The organism is Subsaximicrobium wynnwilliamsii, from assembly GCF_007997225.1.
In the GTDB taxonomy this organism is placed as follows: Bacteria; Bacteroidota; Bacteroidia; order Flavobacteriales; family Flavobacteriaceae; genus Psychroserpens; species Psychroserpens wynnwilliamsii.
On sequence record NZ_VORM01000007.1, the window covers coordinates 81621 to 101317 of the forward strand.

Below are 19697 nucleotides of genomic sequence, written 5' to 3' on the forward strand. Positions count from 1 at the left end.
CAAAAATAAATATTTATTAGTATTTATAATTTAGTCTTTTAATTTTTTCTCGATTACCCACATTTTATCCTTTCGTAAAAATAATAAAATCTTTCAATCTCACTCCGCCTTCGCCTTCACAAACTCAACCATCAATTGAATCCCATAACCTGAGGCCGATTTCATTTTGGCATAGGGCGAATCTCCAAAAGAAACACCGGCAATGTCTAAGTGCATCCAATTCTCATGAGACTCGGTAAAGAACTCCAAAAACTTGGCGGCGTTGATGGCGCCCGCTATGGGCTTTCCGCTGAGATTGCGAATGTCGGCAATATCGGAATGCAAATCACTCTCAAAATCTTCGTATAGTGGCAGTTGCCAAACGCGTTCGTGTACTTTAGTGCCTAAATCGGATAATTGCTGCGCCATCTCCTGATTCTTGGTAAACATGCCTGCGGCGGAATAGCCTAAAGTCCGTACCACACTTCCAGTCAAGGTAGCGAGGTCGATGAGATACTTTGGCTTGATCTTTTTTACGGCATAACTCAGACCGTCGGCGAGAACCAAGCGTCCTTCGGCATCGGTATCAATGATTTCAATGGTTTTCCCGGAATAGGAATTAATGACATCTCCAGGTCGGTAGCTATTGCCGTCCACCGCATTTTCTGCGGAAGCGACGATGCCTACGATATTGATGTTCAGTTTTAATTTCGCTACCAATTCCACCACACCCAACACCACTGCTGCGCCACCCATATCACTTTTCATATAGTGCAGATTGGTGGATGGTTTTATGGACAAGCCTCCAGAATCAAAGGTAATCCCTTTGCCTACAAAGGCAATATCAACCGCCGTGTCAGGTTTGCCCTGGTACTCATTGATGATGACCACGGGTTTATTCACGCTCCCTTTTCCTACGGAAAGCACCGCGTCAAAACCTTGGTCTTTCAACTCTTTTTCATGCAGAACGGTACATTTGTAATGTTCTGTTTTGGCCGATTTCTCAGCCCATTCGGCTAAGAATTCTGGCGTTTTGATGTTTGGTGGTGCATCGACCAAATGTTTGATGCTGTTTATGGTTTCACCAGTGAATTTACCTTCTGCTAAGCTGGTTTTGATATCTTCTGAAGACACGAAGGTCAAGGCGGTTTTGCGTTGCGGCTCTTTTTCGCTCTTGAATTCGCCAATGGCATACTGTGCCATTTCAAGACCTATGACGGCCTTCTTGATGGCTTCCGTAGAAAATCCTTCCGCATACACCTGAATGTGTTTACCCCAATGTTTTTGGGTTTCGAAAGCCAATTTTCTAAAGGCGTTTTCCAATTGTGCAGCCTGCTTTTCCTCGCCCAATCCCAAAATATAAATACGGTTGCCTTTGCTTCCGTAGAGCAATTGATAGTTAGCAAAACTTCCGTCGAAATCTGGTTTTTCAATGGGTAGAAATTTTTGGATACTTGTGAGATCTGCCTTTTTGCAGGTTACAATAAAATCCTTTGAGTCGTCTAATTTGTTATGTTGTGTGTATGTCATTTTTTTGTTTTAAAATTTTTAGTATCTAAAAGGAGAACCAAGACCCTGCCTATCGGCAGGCGCTGCGACTCTAGAGTCAACCCCAAATGCTTTCGGGAAAGACGAATATTGTTAAACAATCAAAGTTTTATAAATAGATCAAATTACCGTGTCTAATCAGTTTAACAAAACTAAGAGCCATCATCAAAACTTACGATGAAATACTATATTAATTCTTGAGTTGTCTCCAGGATTTCAAACAAACAACGGGATTTAAAAGTAAAGCCATTTCACGGCTTTCGGGAATTCTTCACGCCAGTGCACTTCGGCATGGTTGCCCAAGTCGTTGATTGAAAAATGAAAATCAATGTGATGCCCCTTGACCATTTTCTCCTTGATGATGCCACTCAATTTTTGCGCGTTTGGCAGATGTTCAAGGCTTTCCTTGGCGCCTGCGTATAGATAAATCTTCGACTTCTGCAGCGGTGTAAAGGATTTGGTGTTATTGAAAATGGTTTTTGAAATCCATAAACTCGGCGAAAAAATCATCATCTTCCCAAACACCCCTGGATTTGAAAGTCCGGCATGTAAACTAATCAAACCGCCCATGGAGCTGCCACCAATCCCGGTGTTTTCAAAGTTGGGAAGCGTTCTAAAATTTTTGTTCACGTAGGGGATCAAACGTTCCACCATGAACTCAATGTAGAAATTGCCTTTACCTTGACCAAATCGCGGGTGGTAATAGGGCAAATACTCGTTGACACGTTCCTCTTCGCCATGATCTATTGCGATGATGATCATATCACTCAAGCCTTCCTCAGCCAGCTTTGCCATGGATTTATCAATCGCCCAATCGCCGTAAGGCGCTTGTGGATTAAATAAATTCTGACCGTCCTGTAAATAAAGCACCGGGTAGCGCTTATCGGTATAATGATAATCATAGGGCAAGAGTGCCGAAATTTTTCGGGTCGCGTTGAGTTGCGGGATTTCGTAAGCTTCTTCAAGCACTTCGATGATAGGATCAAATTCCATCACTGTCATGTATAAAATTTTAGGGTCAACGAAATTAGTGTTTTATGGCATTAAATAACAAAATGCATATATATTTTAACAACTTAGTGTTGATAATTAGCATGGTTATAAAAGAATCTAGACCAGACATCAACTCAATGATAAACATTGTTTTCAAGTTTTTATCTTTTTTAGGCTTTTATTAATTGCAACTCCAGAATCTATAGAGACTAAAATGAGGCCAAAATGATGATAAGAACTTCCTTTGTCATAAATTTGATTTGGAATTAAGCAGGAACGAAAAAAGTGTTTTTCAGCTTAAAACCAACAGAAGAACTACCGAAATCACCAAGGCATGAACCCAATTTACGACGTCGTCATCCTAACCGACCATCGCTACCTCAGCGATTCAAAAACCGATACCTACACACGCAATGTGTATTATGAAGACCGCTTGGTCTATCACGCTTTGGAACAATTGGGGCTCAGAACGCTGCGGCTCGCTTGGGACGATATGTTTTTTGATTGGAGCAGCACCAAGGCGGTCTTGTTTAGAAGTACTTGGGATTATTTTGAACGCTTTGCCGAATTTTCTCAGTGGGTGGAAAGCATTTCCAAACAGACGCTTTTGATGAATTCTGGCGCCATTATCCGATGGAATATTGACAAACATTATCTATTGGAGCTTCAGAAAAACAACGTTCCTATTGCTGAAAGTCATTTTATTGAAAAAGGCGCCAAGGTAAGCTTGAGCCAATTGCATGACATTCTCGACTGGAACGAAACCGTATTAAAACCCTGTATTTCTGGAGCGGCAAGGCATACTTATAAATTAACTTCGGAAACATTAGCCGCTCACGAGGCTATTTTTCAGGAGCTCATCGCCAATGAAGCGATGCTATTGCAGCCATTTCAACATAATATCGTTGAGAAAGGCGAAATTTCCATGATGGTATTCAACGGAAGCTTCTCACATGCGGTTTTGAAAAAAGCCAAAGCGGGTGATTTTAGGGTTCAAGATGATTTTGGTGGAAGTGTGATAAATTACACCCCATCGGAAGCTGAAATTGACTTCGCCGAAGCATGTGTAAAAGCTTGCCCTGAGTTGCCCATTTACGCCAGAGTGGACGTTTTTGAGGACAATTCAGGCAAAATCGCCCTATCGGAACTTGAGCTCATCGAGCCCGAGCTTTGGTTTAGGTACCATCCTAATGCTGCGATGGTCTTAGCAAAGGGAATAAAACAACGCATAGGCGCCTAAACGTTCCTAAATACAAAAGGAGCCTTTTGTTTTCGTTGCCTATTGCTATTTGAGATGCAAATCAAAAATCAAACATCGTCAATCGTAAAATCGTAAATCAAAAAAATCCATTTCATGGCCAAACCAAAAAAAGTCCTAAAAATCATTGGAGGCGTTATTCTCTTTTTCACACTACCAACGCTGCTGCTTTTTGCCTTTATGTATTTCAAATACAACGAAGATTTACCCATCGGAAAAGAAGGTGTAGCAGCAGATGCATTGGCTGAAAAAATGTTGGGAAGTTTGAATGCCGAAGCTTACATGGCAACAGATTATATTGAATTTACTTTCAAAAAAAGGCAGCACTTCAAATGGAACAAGGCTGAAAACACGTGCGAGGTGTATTGGAAAAACTTCAAAGTCAATCTCGATCTTGATAATCACAACAACAGTAAAGCGTTTGAGGGTGAAAGCCAAACTGAAGGCGAAGCTAGACAAGAACTCATCGAAAAAGCAGTCAACTTATTTAACAATGATAGCTTTTGGCTGGTCGCACCCTACAAAGTCTTTGATGCTGGCACCGAGCGTCGCTTGGTTAAATCTGAAGGTAAAAATGATGCGCTGCTTGTAACCTACACCAACGGAGGCAGCACTCCTGGCGATTCTTATCTCTGGCATTTAGACGCTTCCGGAAAACCGCAAAGCTTTCAAATGTGGGTGGATATTCTCCCCATCGACGGACTCGAAGCCTCTTGGGGCAACTGGACCACAACCAGTACTGGCGCGCAACTCCCAACCTTTCATAAATTTCTTGTGTTTGGTATCGAGATCGATGATATTAAGACGACACGGAATATTGAGTAACGGGTTTTATGTTGTTTGTTGTTGCGTTGTCTTAATACTTAATACCATTCAACTGAGACTGAAAACTATTTCGTTTTCTGTCCCACAAACTGCTGATTCTTCAACTTGAACAACACATTAAAACTGGTCAAACTGCCGTAGCTTCTTGTCAAGTATTGCTGTAGATCTATTTTTTCCTGTTCGTCAAGATTTTTACTGGCGTTGATTTTTTGTTCCATCACGCGCAATCGGTCGCGAACCATGGTTATTTTATGGAAAAAACTGTCAATTGGGAGCTCTTTCGCTTGTAAACCTGCTTCGCCCGGCTCCAGGATGAGTTTTCCGCCTTTCCATTTATCTGCAATTGGCACCACTTCTGAGACATCGCTCCAACGCTTTAAAATTTGAACCAGACTGCTTTCCACTTCAGCAAAACTTACTGAATCCACCTCATCCTCACAAGCTTCAATGACCTCAAAGTCACTGTCGATATCAATGGTTTCGAGTCCGTTTTCCATAAAAGTGACCCAATAATGTTTGGAGGTAATGTTCGTCACCACGCCTTTTCCAAAGTCGCTGTGGTTTATTCTTGAGCCTATTCCTAATAGTTGCATGTTAGCCGTAATTGAGGTTCCCAATAATTTGAGAAATGGGTTAGTATTTCATCTTATTCGTCACACAAGTATAAGAAATCCAAGATTAAACTTCACAAGACTTTAACATCTAAATCAGTATCTTTGCAACCTCGCAAAACAAAACAGCCGTTTTGCCAAGAAAACACGCAATTTTCAAGACATTTTATGAGCAAATTTGACGACGCTATTGAGGTAAGAGGTGCCAGAGTGCATAATCTTAAAAACATTGATGTAAGTATCCCACGTGAGAAATTGGTGGTGATTACAGGCTTATCTGGTAGCGGAAAATCCTCCTTGGCTTTTGATACGATTTATGCGGAAGGCCAGCGACGTTATATCGAAACTTTTTCGGCTTATGCGCGTCAGTTTCTTGGCGGATTGGAACGTCCCGACGTTGATAAGATCGACGGACTTTCCCCTGTAATTGCCATAGAACAAAAGACGACCAGCAAATCACCACGCTCCACAGTAGGCACGATTACCGAAATCTATGACTTCCTACGCCTGCTCTATGCACGTGCCAGTGATGCCTATAGTTATAATACTGGCGAAAAGATGGTAAGTTATAATGATGAGCAAATCAAGGACCTCATCAAGGAAAGCTACCAAGGCAAACGCATCAACGTGCTATCACCCGTGGTACGTTCGCGAAAAGGACACTACCGCGAGTTGTTTGAACAAATCGCCAAACAGGGTTTTGTGAAAGTGCGCACCGATGGGGAGGTCAAAGACATCGTCAAAGGCATGAAGCTTGACCGTTACAAGATACATGATATTGAAATCGTGATCGACCGACTTAAAATCGACGATACCGAAAATAACGATAAGCGTTTGGCAGAAAGCATCAACACAGCCATGTACCACGGTGACGATGTGCTCATGGTTTTGGACCAGGACAGCAACGAAGCGCGGTATTTTAGTCGGAATTTGATGTGCCCAAGTTCTGGTGTTTCGTATCCAAATCCAGAGCCGAACAATTTTTCATTCAATTCCCCTAAAGGCGCATGCCCCAATTGCAACGGAATAGGAACGCTCTATAAAGTGAACGAGCATAAAATTGTGCCAGACGATTCCATCTCCATCAAAGCCGGGGCACTCGCGCCTCATGGCCCACAGAAGAATAGTTGGGTTTTTAAGCAGTTCGAAACCATTGCGCAACGCTTCGATTTCAAATTGAGCGATGCGTATAAGGACATCCCGAAGGAAGCCAAACAGATGATTTTATTTGGTGGCAAGGATAAGTTTTCCGTAGAAAGTAAAACTTTAGGCGTCACGCGGGAATATAAAATAGATTTTGAAGGCGTTGCCAATTTTATAGAAAGCCAATACGAAAATGCCGATACCACTTCGCTAAAACGTTGGGCAAAAGACTATATGGATAAAGTGAAATGTCCAGATTGTGAAGGCGCAAGACTTCGGAAGGAATCCCTGTATTTCAAAGTCAACGGCTTAAATATTGCTGAATTGGCGCAGAAGGACATTGTAGATCTTTCCGCCTGGTTTAAGGATTTACATAAGCATTTGAGCGATAAGCAATTCAAAATCGCGGAAGAGGTCATCAAGGAAATCAAAAGCAGAATCCAATTTTTACTGGATGTCGGGTTGGATTATCTGTCCTTAAATAGAGGCTCAAAATCACTTTCAGGCGGCGAAGCCCAACGCATTAGATTGGCCACACAAATTGGTTCCCAATTGGTGGGCGTGCTTTATATTTTAGACGAACCCAGCATTGGATTGCATCAGCGTGACAACGAAAAACTGATCAATTCCTTAACCGCGTTGCGCGATATCGGTAATTCGGTTATTGTGGTAGAACACGACAAAGACATGATTGAACGTGCCGATTATGTCATTGATATTGGCCCAAAAGCTGGGAAATATGGTGGTGAGATCATCAGCACTGGCACACCAAAGGAATTGTTGGAACACAACACGCTCACTGCCGATTACCTCAACGGAAAACGAAAAATCCCTGTGCCAAAGAAAAGACGGGAAGGCAACGGAAAAAAAATCGTACTGAAAGGCTGCACGGGAAATAACCTTAAAAATGTCTCCATAGAAATACCCTTGGGAAAAATGATTGGCGTCACCGGCGTTTCAGGTAGCGGAAAATCGACACTCATCAACGAGACCTTGTACCCCATCATGAATGCGCACTATTTCAATGGTGTTAAAATACCCATGCCCTATAAGAGCATCAAGGGCTTGGAGCATATTGATAAGGTCATTGACATCAACCAATCGCCAATTGGGAGAACGCCACGAAGCAATCCCGCGACTTACACGAAGACCTTTGACGAGATTAGAAGTTTATTTGCCAAGATTCCAGAAGCGCTGATTCGCGGCTACAAACCAGGCCGATTTAGTTTCAACGTCAAGGGCGGACGCTGTGAAACCTGCCAAGGTGCTGGAGTTCGGGTTATTGAGATGAATTTCCTCCCAGACGTTTACGTCGAGTGCGAAACCTGTCAAGGGAAGCGCTTTAACAGGGAAACCCTGGAAATTCGCTATAAAGGCAAATCCATTAGCGACGTCTTGGACATGACCATGAATGAAGCGGTGGCATTCTTTGAGCACATCCCAAAAATCCATCAAAAGCTAAGCACCATCGTTGATGTTGGCTTAGGCTACATTACTTTAGGGCAACAAAGCACCACGCTATCTGGCGGTGAGGCACAACGCATAAAGTTGGCCACGGAATTGAGCAAACGCGACACAGGCAACACCTTTTACATTCTTGACGAACCAACCACAGGACTGCACTTTGAGGATATAAGAGTCTTGATGTTGGTGCTGAATAAATTAGCCGACAAAGGCAATACCGTTCTTATTATCGAGCACAACCTCGATGTCATCAAAATGTGTGATTACCTTATCGATATTGGCTACGAAGGCGGGCAAGGAGGCGGAAAAGTAGTTGCTAAAGGCACGCCGGAAGAACTCATTAAAGACAAGAAAAGCTACACCGCACAATATTTAAAGAAGGAATTGAAATCGAGAAAACTGGAGATAGAGGATAGACGTTAGATGCTAGATGCTAGATGCTAGATGCTAGATGCTAGATACTAGAATATAGACAGTTAGAGGTTAGAAAAAAGACAAAAGAGAATAGACTTGATTGTGATAATTGATGCGTCTTGAAACTCGATACTAATGAACTAAGAATTAGGCCTTAACCCAATGTCTTGTAATTGTTGTTTGAAACATTATTTAAGTTGAATTCTTAAAATTTTTAGAATAATTCAGTTAAAATGTCCTTTTTTAAATAATTTTTTTGTTCAAATACTAATAATGTGCAAATGTTAAATTTATTTTGCTACCTTGGTCTCTAACATTAAAAACGATCAATTATGAGAAGTATTCTATGGTTAGTGGCCGCTGTTTGTATAATAGTTTGGCTACTCGGATTATTAGGCGTTATCCCTGGTCTGGGATCGAGTAATTTAATTTACATTTTATTGGTCATTGCGGTAATTATTATCCTGTACAATATCATTTCAGGACGCAGTGCAATGTAATAAGAAACTAAACTTTAAAATTAATAAGGTGAGCTTTAGATAGCTTGCCTTTTTTTGTGCCTATTCAATACAATCTGCTTAAATTTGCCACTTTGCATAGACTTTAACAATCCTTATTATAATGAGAAAAGAACAACAGAGCAAAGCGTGGAACCTTATAAAAACCAATGATTCTTGGGCAATCTTTAAGATCATGGGCGAATTTGTCAATGGTTACGAGAAGCTGAGCAAGATTGGACCCTGCGTTTCAATATTCGGTTCTGCAAGGACCAAACCCGACCATAAATATTACAAACTGGCTGAGGAAGTGGCCACTAAAATCGTTGAGCACGGTTATGGTGTCATCACGGGCGGCGGACCAGGCATCATGGAAGCTGGAAATAAAGGTGCGCACATCGCCGGAGGAACTTCCGTAGGACTAAATATCGATTTGCCTTTTGAACAGCATGACAACCCGTATATTGATAGCGATAAAAGTCTTGATTTTGATTACTTCTTTGTAAGAAAAGTCATGTTCGTGAAATATTCGCAAGGCTTCGTGGTTATGCCTGGAGGCTTTGGCACGCTTGACGAACTCTTTGAAGCGATCACGCTCATCCAAACCAACAAGATTGAAAAATTCCCTATCATTTTAGTGGGTAGCGATTTTTGGAACGGTTTAATGGATTGGGTAAAAAGCACACTTTTGGAAGCGAACAATAACGTGAGCGCCAAGGATCTTGAGCTTATACATGTCGTGGATACAGCCGATGAAATTATAACCATTCTAGACGATTTCTATAAAGAATACGGATTGAGTCCGAACTTCTAAAACCAAGTCCGTTTCTATGTTGTCGTGAGTTCTAAAAGATCATCGCCAAAACTCGATGCCTGTGAACAAGCTTAAAAGCAACTCCGATGTGGAACTATCGTGTTCAAGTTGATCTGTCTTTTATTCTTAAACTAGAGTCTTCCGTTATATGCCAACATTCTCAATTGAGGTCTAACAACGGGATCTGCTTAGCGTAGACAATGGTTTTTGATGAGATGAATAATTCAGAAGTGAAAAAAATTAACGTACAAAAAACTCTTGTTAAGAGCATTTGAAGCTACTACCCTTGACCAAAACCAACCCGCATTTTTATTTACCTGTAAAAACCAAAGCCAGCAAAATTTCGTTACATAGATATGTTAATACATCTTCTTAAGCGAAGAGATTATATTACATTGCCATGCAAAATCAAAAACAGAATCCTTTAAATCTTTTAAAAGCGCATTGAAACTCAAGTTTGCCCTCATTATTACCGTGTTCATTTGCTCGTCCGTTGTGGGCGCTCAAAACCGTATCGACCTTAAAGCCGATTTTGATGTTTCTAAGAAAACCATTCAGATAGCTCAGAAAATCAGGTATGAAAATACGTCTAATGATACGCTCAACTTTATTTACCTCAATGATTGGAATAGCGCCTACGCCACCAAAAAAACACCGTTAGCCGAACGATTCACAGAAGAATTCAACGACAAGTTTCATTTTGCAAAAAGTGATCAACGCGGCTACACGGTGCTGACCGTTTTAAAAGATAGCCTCGGGAACAGCCTAGATTATTCTAGTGAAAGGGAGCATCCAGACGTGATTAAGGTAGCGCTGCAAACACCGCTGGCCCCCAATGGCTTTTATGAGCTCTTTTTAAATTATACCGTTGTTGTGCCAGATGCCACCTTTACAGGTTATGGTGTTGACGACCTCAACAATTACCATCTTAAATATTGGTACCTTACCCCTGCGGTTTACGATGGAGCTTGGCAAACCTATAGCAACAAAAACCTGGATGATCTCTATATCCCGCCTTCAGATATTAATCTCGAAATCTCTTTTCCTTTGGAATATCAGTTGATTTCTGAGCTTGATACTGAAGATATCCAACAAACCATTCTGCGCCAGACTTACAAACTATCTGGGAAGCAACGCGTTAACACGAGCTTGATCCTCAGTAAATTTTCAGAATACAAATTCGTGCAGACCGATGATTTCACGATCGTTTCAAATATGGCCACCAAAGGAATCTCCATAGAGGAAAAAGCTTTGGCCACTGATAAAATCACGCAATTTATCACTGAAAATCTTGGCACTTACCCACACAAGCGTTTATTGATCACCAAAAACGATTATAAAAAAGACCCGCTTTATGGCTTAAATCAGCTGCCCGATTTTATACGTCCCTTTCCAGACCGTTTCCAGTATGAGCTGAAACTACTCAAAACCGCTTTGAACAATTACCTGGAAAACACACTGCTCATTAACCCCAGAAAAGATTATTGGTTGCGCGATGGCGTTCAAATCTATTACCTCATGAAGTATGTGGAAGGTTTTTATCCCGACACTAAACTTATAGGCACCTTGGCCGATATCTGGGGCATCCGCTCCTTTCACGCGGCCGATTTAGAATATAACGACCAGTTCAACCTGTTCTACATGCAAATGGTGCGCACCAACCGTGACCAACCATTGACCATGTCTAAGGATTCGCTCATAAAATTCAATGCCAACATCGCCAACAAATACAAAGCTGGGATTGGGCTGCGTTACCTAGATGATTTTGTGAATTCTGAAGTGGTAGAAGGCACTATTTCAGATTTTTTGAAAAACAACAAGGTTGAAATCACAAGTTCTAAAAAGTTTGAAAACCAACTCAAAAAGAACACCCCTAAAGACGTCAATTGGTTCTTCACAGATTATGTGGCCACGAGTAAGAAGTTAGATTACAAAATCCAAGACCTCAAAAAAACCAAGGATTCTGTGACCTTAACCATTCACAATAAGCGAGACAACAGCATGCCAGTCTCACTTTTTGCATTAAATAATGATTCCATTTTATCCAAAACCTGGATTGAGAACATAGACCATAAAAAGACCATTACCATTGCCCGAGATAGCATTGATCGATTAGCGCTCAATTTTGACAACAGCATCCCAGAACTCAACCTTCGGGATAATTACAAATCGCTCAAAGGCTTTCCGTTTAACAACAAACCCTTTCAATTTCGGGTGATCCAAGATATCGAAGACCCATATTACAACCAAGTATTCTTGATGCCCTTGGTCGAATTCAACAATATTTATGACGGACTTACCTTAGGCGCGAAATTTTACAATAAAACCTTACTGCGGAAACGTTTGAACTATAAACTTTCTCCCCAGTACGCCACAAAATCCAAATCCTTAACGGGTGGAGGATCTGTGTCTTTCACCCACAATGTAGAGAACACCAGTCTTTATTATATAAATTATGGTTTTGGTGGAAAATATAACGCTTTCGCGGAAGACGCTTTCGTTACGGTATTTACACCCAGCCTCAGTTTTGGCTTTCGCAACAAGGACGACTTTAGGTCTAATGAGTCCAGTTATTTGAATTTTCGTTATTTGAGCATTTCCAGAACCATTGGCGAAAATGCCATTATTGAGGATTTGGATGAACCTGATTATAGCGTGCTCAATATTAGATTCGTCAAATCGGATCCTGGATTGGTCAATTTCTCAAAATGGTATTACGATGTGCAATTTGCTCAAAAATTTGGTAAAGTCGCCATCAATTATGAATATCGTAAACTATCAGAAAGCAACCGTCAATTAAACCTTCGTTTTTTCGCAGGCACATTTTTATACAACAATACCGATTTAAGTTCCAATTATTTCAGCTTTGCATTAGACCGGCCAACCGATTATTTGTTTGATTACAATTATTTAGGGCGCTCGGAAGATTCTGGAATCTTCAGTCAGCAAATTATCATTGCAGAAGGGGGTTTCAAATCAAGGCTTGAAACGCCATTTGCCAACCAATGGATGGTCACCGGAAACGCCAGCACCACCATTTGGAAATACATCGAAGGTTATGGCGACATTGGTTTGGTAAAAAGCAAAGGCGACAACCCGGCGTTTGTTTATGATTCTGGCATCAAGCTCGATTTGGTAACCGATTATTTTGAACTTTATTTCCCTATCTACTCCAACTTAGGTTGGGAAATTGGACAGCCCAATTACGACCAGAAAATACGTATTAAATTCACTTTAGATCCTGGGGCCTTGTTGGGGCTATTCCGCAGAAAATGGTATTGAAAATGGAATTAAGAACGCTGTGCTTTTAGTATCAAGTATTAAGACTAGATTTCAACTAATTGAAGGGCGGTATTGTTAATCGGTTTTCAACTGAAGGGTCTTTATGTTCTGAAAGTTCAAAATTCTTAGCATTTGGTTCTGAGAATTTTCAATTCTTTAAGTTCCATCCAACAGCAAAAATTTCTGGTTTCAGTAAAATGCGCATCGACTCGCTCCATCAAGTCTTTGTTCTTTGTTCCCTGTTCCCTGTTATCTGTTATCTGTAGTTTACACTTCGTTCTTCGTACTCAAAAATCATTAAGATATTCTTAACATTATATTCAATAATTGAGAATTCGCAAGCGTAATCATGAAAAACCGACTTATTCTTACTATTTTGTCGGTTCTATAACATTTCACAAGGTTGTAGAATCTGTAAAGATTAGTTAAATTTGCAAACAAGAATCCACACCATGTCCACAAAACTCAAGACTACCGAAGACATCACTTTTGAAGATTTCAAGAGCGAAATTTTAAACGACTATAAGATTGCTGTCACCAGCAGGGAATGTAGTCTTTTGGGTCGTCGCGAAGTTTTGACAGGCAAGGCTAAATTTGGCATCTTCGGTGATGGGAAGGAAGTTCCGCAATTGGCCTGGGCAAAAGTTTTCAAAAATGGCGATTTTCGTTCTGGCTACTACCGGGATCAAACCTTTATGATGGCCATTGATGAGCTCAACATTGAGCAATTTTTCGCTGGCTTATATGGTCATGCGTCCATTGATGCCGATCCTATGAGTGCTGGACGTCAAATGGGCGGTCACTTCGGCACCCACAGTTTGGATGAAAACGGCGTTTGGAAAAATTTGACCGAACAACGCAACTCCAGTGCCGACATTTCCCCTACTGCTGGCCAAATGCCGAGACTTTTGGGTCTGGCACAGGCTTCAAAAATATACAGAAACGTCAAAGGCATCGATACCACAAAATTCTCCAACGATGGCAATGAAATCGCCTGGGGAACCATAGGCAATGCCAGTACCAGTGAAGGTCTGTTTTTTGAGACCATCAACGCAGCAGGTGTGCTTCAAGTCCCCATGGTCATTAGCATTTGGGATGACGATTACGGTATTTCGGTACACGCCAAACACCAAACCACAAAAGAAAACATCTCAGAAATATTAAAAGGCTTTCAACGTGATGAGCATGGCAATGGCTATGAAATCCTACGTGTGAAAGGTTGGGATTATACAGCGCTGGTAAACACTTATGAGACTGCTGAAAAAATTGCGCGCGAAGAGCATGTTCCCGTATTGATTCACGTGCAGGAATTGACCCAACCACAAGGGCATTCCACATCTGGTTCACACGAACGCTACAAGAACAAGGAGCGCTTAGATTGGGAAGCCAAACACGATTGCAACCTTAAGATGCGCCATTGGATGATTGAAAACAACATAGGCACTGAAGAGGAATTGGACACCTTAGACAAAAACATCAAGAAAAAAGTTAGAGAAGGCAAAAAAGCAGCATGGGACGCCTATTTGGATCCCATTGTAAAAGACCGGGCAGAAGCCGTTAAATTACTGAAAGCTTTAGCAAACACAAGTGCAAATAAGGCCTTTATAGACAAGTATATTTCCGATTTAACGAGTATTGATGCACCCATAAGACGTGATATTCTATCGACTGCTAGAAAGACCTTGCGCTATGTGCTCAACGAAACTTCCGCCGAAAAAACAAAATTACAAGATTGGATCTCTGCTTATATAGCAAGCCTTCAGCCTAAATACAGCTCACATTTACACAGCAGCTCCGAAAAAGCGGCCTTGAATATTGCAGGCACAAAACCAACCTATAACGACAATGCGGAAGATGTTGATGGTAGAATCATAATTCGGGATAATTTTGATGCGATTTTCAATACCTACCCGCATGCCATGGTATTTGGTGAGGATGCAGGTAATATTGGGGATGTCAACCAAGGGCTAGAAGGCCTTCAGGAAAAATACGGCGAACTTCGCGTGGCAGATGTTGGCATTAGGGAAGCAACCATTCTAGGACAAGGCATTGGCTTGGCCATGCGAGGCTTGAGACCCATTGCCGAAATACAATATCTCGATTATATTTTATACGCATTACAAATCATTAGTGATGATTTAGCGACCCTGCATTACCGTACCAAAGGGATGCAAAAAGCACCATTGATTATAAGAACCCGTGGGCACCGTTTGGAAGGCATCTGGCATTCTGGGTCACAATTGGGTGGCATTATTAATCTTGTAAGAGGCGTTCACGTCTTGGTACCTAGAAACATGACCAAGGCTGCCGGTTTTTACAACACCATATTAGAAGGCGATGAACCTGCTATCATTATCGAATGTCTAAATGGTTACCGTCTCAAAGAAAAAATGCCGAATAATATAGGACGTTTTAAAACCCCAATTGGTGTTGTTGAAACCGTTAAGGAAGGTACAGACATTACTTTGGTCTCCTACGGGTCTACCTTGAATATGGTAACTCAAACTGCCAAGGATCTTTTGCAAGTTGGCATCGATGCGGAAGTGATTGACGTACAATCCCTGTTACCCTTAGATATCAACCATGATATCGTTAAGAGTGTGGCCAAAACCAATCGCTTGATGATTATTGACGAAGATGTGCCTGGAGGTGCTTCAGCGTATTTGCTGGATGCTATTCTCAATAAACAAAATGCGTATCGCTATTTAGACAGCAAACCTAAAACATTAACTGCAAAACCACATCGTCCCGCTTATGGTACTGATGGCGATTATTTCTCAAAACCTTCCGCAGAGGATATGTTTGAAGCGGTTTATGAGGTCATGCACGAAGTAAATCCTAATGATTTTCCGAAATTGAGATAAAGATGAATCCAAAATCAATCCCGATAACTTATCGGGAGAATTTGAATTTGATTCCGATAACTGTCGGGAGAAGATAACGTTGAAATTCAATGTTTCGGAAATAGCTACCTAAATCTGATAAAAAATCAAATTTGTAAAGATTTTTCTGAAACTAGACAACTCGAAAAATAGTGTATTTTTGACCACCAACCCATCTTAACTATAATATGAATAAGAATTTCAACGATTTAGCGCTATTGATTTTACGCGTTGGCTTTGGAGGCCTAATGCTAACCCATGGCATCCCTAAAGTTAGCATGCTTACCGATGCTTCAGGTTTTCCAGATCCTTTGGGAATTGGCGGCACCGGCTCCTTGATTTTAGCCTTGATTGGTGAAGTCCTTGCCCCTATTTTAATCATCATTGGTCTTAAGACCAAGTGGGCAGCGATTCCTTCAATCATAACCATGGCAGTCGCCGCTTTTATGGTGCATGCCGCCGATCCATTGGCGAAAAAAGAAATGGCCTTGTTGTATCTAATTGCTTTTATCGTGATTTTCTTGGCCGGACCTGGAAAGTTTTCGGTGGATAGAAAGTGAGTTCTCAGTCTCGGTATAATAGTATTAAGTAGGGAGTACTAAGTATTAAGACAACAAAATCATCTACAATTTAACAAATGGACTTGAATTAAATTTCAACCGCTTTTTATATAGCGTTGCACTTTGCGCCCCTGCCGGCAGGCAGATCTGCGAGATTTTCATCTTCATCTTAATCTTCATCTTCATCTTCATCTTCATCTTCATCTTCATCTTCATCTTCATCTTCAACTTCAACTTCAACTTCAACTTCAACTTCCATTTCAACTTCATTCCCCCTCCCTTCATAATTATCTGCCAATTTTTTCGTTATGCTAAGAGATAAATTATCTTTGACCTTGAACTCATCCCAATGGGTTCGTTAACAAAAAATCGGGCTTAATGGCAATCAGAACAATCTTCTTCACATTGTGTTTCTTTATGCTGAATAATTTCAGTTTTGCACAACAATCAGCAACCTATACCAACGAATTGGTAGACTACCAAAAAGCACTAACGCTATACAACAACAAACAATACCAAGCGGCACAATCGCTCTTTGAAAACATCAAGGAAGACGCGCCCAACAAAACGTTGGAATCTGACTGCGCCTATTATATTGCCAACTGTGCAGTGCGCTTGAATCAGCAAAACGCCGATGCGCTTATTGAAGATTTTGTAAATGATTACCCAACCAGCACCAAACGCAATACCGCGTTTTTGGACGTGGCCGATTATTATTTCGCGAATGGCAAATATGCCTATGCTAGAAAATGGTACGATAAGGTCGATGAAAATAGCATCGCCAGGTCTGAACGTGACCGTTTCAACTTCAATTATGGCTATAGCTTATATGCCACAAAGGATGAAACTGCCGCCCAAAAATATTTAAACCGAGTCACAACCTCCACCGAGTATGGTTCCCAAGCCAAGTATTACATTGGCTTTATGGCTTATGAAGGTGACGATTATGAAAAGGCCAATACTTATTTTGATCAAGTAAGCGACCAAGAAAAATACAAGGAAAAACTGTCTTATTACCAAGCCGATTTAAACTTCAAATTGGGCAAGTTCGAGGAAGCCATTCAATTGGCCAAAGCACAGACGGTAAAAGGGAGTCCGCAAGAGAAATCGGAACTTTCAAAAATCATTGGTGAGAGTTATTTCAACCTTCAAAAATACGATGAGGCGATTCCGTATCTCAAGGAATACAAAGGCAAAAAGGGCAAATGGAACAACACCGATTATTACCAACTGGGTTACGCCTATTACAAACAAAACGATTTTGAAAAAGCGATTTCAGAATTCAACAAGATCATTGGTGGTGACAACAGCGTGGCACAAAATGCCTATTACCATTTGGGCGAAAGCTACATCAACCTCAACAAGAAACAGGAAGCCTTAAACGCTTTTCGAAATGCCTCTCAAATGGATTATGATCTTAAAATCCAAGAGGATGCCTATTTAAATTATGCCAAAATTAGTTACGAGATTGGAAACCCTTACCAATCCGTACCACAGGTATTGACCAGTTACTTGACCAAATACCCCAATACCCAATTCAAAGATGAGGTAGAAACCTTACTTATTGATTCCTACATCACTTCAAAAAACTACAAGGAAGCGCTCAAACTTTTGGAAAACAAAAACAGTTTCGAAAACCGGGTCGCCTTTCAAAAAGTCGCTTTTTTTAGAGGTATTGAACTTTACAATGAAGGCGATTATAACGAAGCGCGCTCGTTCTTTGAGAAAGCGATGAAAGAAGCTAAAACACCAATCTTTACGACAAGAGCTACATTTTGGAAAGCAGAGACCGATTTCATCCTCAGTAATTTCAACGATGCACTCATAGGCTTTAAGCAATTTGCCCAGAATGGCGAAGCTTCCGAAGCAGAGGAATTCAAGAACCTCGACTACAATTTAGGTTACACTTATTTTAAGCTGAAAAATTATAGCAAATCTGTGACCCATTTCCAAAGTTTTGTCAATTCCAAGACCAAAGACCAACTGCGACTCAACGATGCCTACCTGCGTTTGGCAGACGGTCATTTTGTGTCTAGCGATTACAAAGACGCCATCAAAGCCTATGAAAAAGCCATTGCGCTCAACAAGGTGGAAGCCGATTATGCGACCTTCCAAAAAGCAGTGAGTTACGGATTTACAGGTGAAGGCGATACCAAAATGAAAGAACTCAACGCCTTTATCCATAATTTTCCAAAATCTGCTTTACGGGACGATGCCATGTATGAATTGGCAAATTCGTATATAAAAACCAATCAAAACGACAAGGCCTTGGCGCTGTACGACCGTTTAAATGCAGAATATCCTTCAAGTGTTTTTGTCTCGAAAGCCCTGTTGCGACAAGGTTTATCGTTTTACAATAGCAACGACAACGAAAAGGCATTGACAAAATTCAAGAAAGTGGCCAGCGATTTTCCCAATACCGAAGACGCCAATCAAGCGGTCTCCACGGCGCGTTTGATTTACATCGATTTGGGACGGGTTGATGAGTATGCCACTTGGGTAAAAACCTTGGATTTCGTGAATGTGAGTGATTCCGAATTAGACAATACCGCTTACCTCGCTGCCGAAAAACAGTATCTGGACGACAATACCGATGCTGCCATCAAGCAGTTCAATAAATACATCAATGAGTTTCCCAACGGCATCCATGCTACGAAATCCCATTTTTATTTAGCGGAATTGTACAACAAAAAACAACTTCCAGAAAACGCAAAACCACATTATGAAGCTGTCGTGAAAGCAAGCAGAGGCGAGTTTACCGAGCAGGCCATCGTTAAATTATCTAATATCTACTTGAACAAGTCGGAATGGAAAAACGCCATAGCGCTATTGAAGCGTTTGGAAACGGAAGCTGATTATCCGCAAAACGTGACCTACGCGCAATCCAATTTGATGAATGCCTATTACCAATTGAACGATTACAACCAAGCAGTGACCTATGCAGAAAAAGCGCTGCAAAACTCTAAAATCGATAACAAGGTCAAAAGTGATGCACAGATCATCATTGCGCGCTCGGCCATAAAAACGAACAACCCAAGCAAAGCCAAGGACGCCTATGCCAAAGTAGAGAAAATCGCTACGGGTGCCTTAGCTGCGGAAGCCCTGTACTACAACGCCTACTTCAAAAATAAGGAGGCCGACTTTGAAGCTTCCAATACCGCAGTACAAAAGCTGGCCAAAGATTATAGCAGCTATAAATATTACAGCGCCAAAGGTCTGGTGCTCATGGCGAAAAACTTTTACGCCTTGAAAGATGCGTTTCAAGCCACCTATATTTTGGAAAGTGTGATTTCCAACTTTACTGAATTTGAGGAGGTCGTTACCGAAGCACAGCAAGAATTGAGCAAAATCAAGACCGAAGAAGCAAAAACCAATGCCTCAGTACAAACGGAGAACGACTAAATTCCAAAAAAACAAATTCCAAATT

At 41.2% G+C, this 19697-nt stretch carries 13 protein-coding genes; 9 read left to right on the top strand and 4 right to left on the bottom strand.

Annotated elements, in window-relative coordinates; genetic code table 11:
* Positions 1-99: 99 nt before the first annotated feature.
* Together ESY88_RS08485 and ESY88_RS08490 are read right to left on the bottom strand one after the other, a co-directional pair.
* Entirely contained in the window at positions 100-1509 is a 1410-nt protein-coding gene (locus ESY88_RS08485) for a leucyl aminopeptidase family protein (RefSeq protein WP_147086491.1), read from the bottom strand.
* A 252-nt stretch (positions 1510-1761) separates the two neighbouring features.
* A complete protein-coding gene (locus ESY88_RS08490; RefSeq protein WP_147086490.1) occupies positions 1762-2529 on the bottom strand; it encodes an alpha/beta hydrolase in 768 nt (255 codons plus the stop codon).
* A 325-nt stretch (positions 2530-2854) separates the two neighbouring features.
* On the opposite strand from ESY88_RS08490, the gene ESY88_RS08495 reads away from it, so the two are divergent.
* Both ESY88_RS08495 and ESY88_RS08500 read left to right on the top strand, forming a co-directional pair.
* On the top strand, positions 2855-3760 hold the full coding sequence (locus ESY88_RS08495; RefSeq protein ID WP_147086489.1) for an ATP-grasp domain-containing protein: 906 nt from the start codon (positions 2855-2857) through the stop codon (positions 3758-3760).
* 114 nt (positions 3761-3874) lie between these two features.
* Positions 3875-4603 (top strand): hypothetical protein, encoded by a 729-nt coding sequence (locus tag ESY88_RS08500; RefSeq protein ID WP_147086488.1) that lies wholly within the window; start codon positions 3875-3877, stop codon positions 4601-4603.
* Positions 4604-4668: 65 nt separating this feature from the next.
* Here ESY88_RS08500 and ESY88_RS08505 read toward each other — a convergent pair whose 3' ends face one another.
* Positions 4669-5196 carry a hypothetical protein gene (locus ESY88_RS08505; RefSeq protein ID WP_147086487.1) on the bottom strand — a complete coding sequence of 176 codons (528 nt, stop codon included), beginning with the start codon at positions 5194-5196 and terminating at the stop codon, positions 4669-4671.
* A gap of 186 nt (positions 5197-5382) precedes the next feature.
* Between ESY88_RS08505 and uvrA the strand changes: the two genes are divergently transcribed.
* The 6 genes from uvrA (at position 5383) to ESY88_RS08535 (ending at position 16270) form a co-directional block, all read left to right on the top strand.
* Complete coding sequence (gene uvrA, locus ESY88_RS08510) at positions 5383-8244, top strand: excinuclease ABC subunit UvrA (protein ID WP_147086486.1); 2862 nt, start codon at positions 5383-5385, stop codon at positions 8242-8244.
* Between the two features lie 323 nt (positions 8245-8567).
* Positions 8568-8735 carry a lmo0937 family membrane protein gene (locus ESY88_RS08515; RefSeq protein WP_147086485.1) on the top strand — a complete coding sequence of 56 codons (168 nt, stop codon included), beginning with the start codon at positions 8568-8570 and terminating at the stop codon, positions 8733-8735.
* Positions 8736-8856: 121 nt separating this feature from the next.
* A complete protein-coding gene (locus ESY88_RS08520) occupies positions 8857-9546 on the top strand; it encodes an LOG family protein (RefSeq protein WP_147086484.1) in 690 nt (229 codons plus the stop codon).
* Between the two features lie 444 nt (positions 9547-9990).
* Positions 9991-12828 carry a gluzincin family metallopeptidase gene (locus ESY88_RS08525; RefSeq protein WP_147086483.1) on the top strand — a complete coding sequence of 946 codons (2838 nt, stop codon included), beginning with the start codon at positions 9991-9993 and terminating at the stop codon, positions 12826-12828.
* 452 nt (positions 12829-13280) lie between these two features.
* Positions 13281-15692 (top strand): alpha-ketoacid dehydrogenase subunit alpha/beta, encoded by a 2412-nt coding sequence (locus tag ESY88_RS08530; RefSeq protein WP_147086482.1) that lies wholly within the window; start codon positions 13281-13283, stop codon positions 15690-15692.
* A gap of 206 nt (positions 15693-15898) precedes the next feature.
* Positions 15899-16270 (top strand): DoxX family protein, encoded by a 372-nt coding sequence (locus tag ESY88_RS08535; protein ID WP_147086481.1) that lies wholly within the window; start codon positions 15899-15901, stop codon positions 16268-16270.
* Between the two features lie 169 nt (positions 16271-16439).
* On the opposite strand, the gene ESY88_RS21695 is transcribed toward ESY88_RS08535, so the two are convergent.
* The gene (locus ESY88_RS21695; RefSeq protein ID WP_262713095.1) at positions 16440-16568 is read right to left on the bottom strand and encodes a hypothetical protein; all 129 of its coding nucleotides are present in this window, start codon (positions 16566-16568) and stop codon (positions 16440-16442) included.
* Positions 16569-16648: 80 nt separating this feature from the next.
* Here ESY88_RS21695 and ESY88_RS08540 point away from each other — a divergent pair, with 80 nt between their 5' ends.
* On the top strand, positions 16649-19672 hold the full coding sequence (locus ESY88_RS08540; RefSeq protein WP_147086480.1) for a tetratricopeptide repeat protein: 3024 nt from the start codon (positions 16649-16651) through the stop codon (positions 19670-19672).
* Positions 19673-19697: the final 25 nt, after the last annotated feature.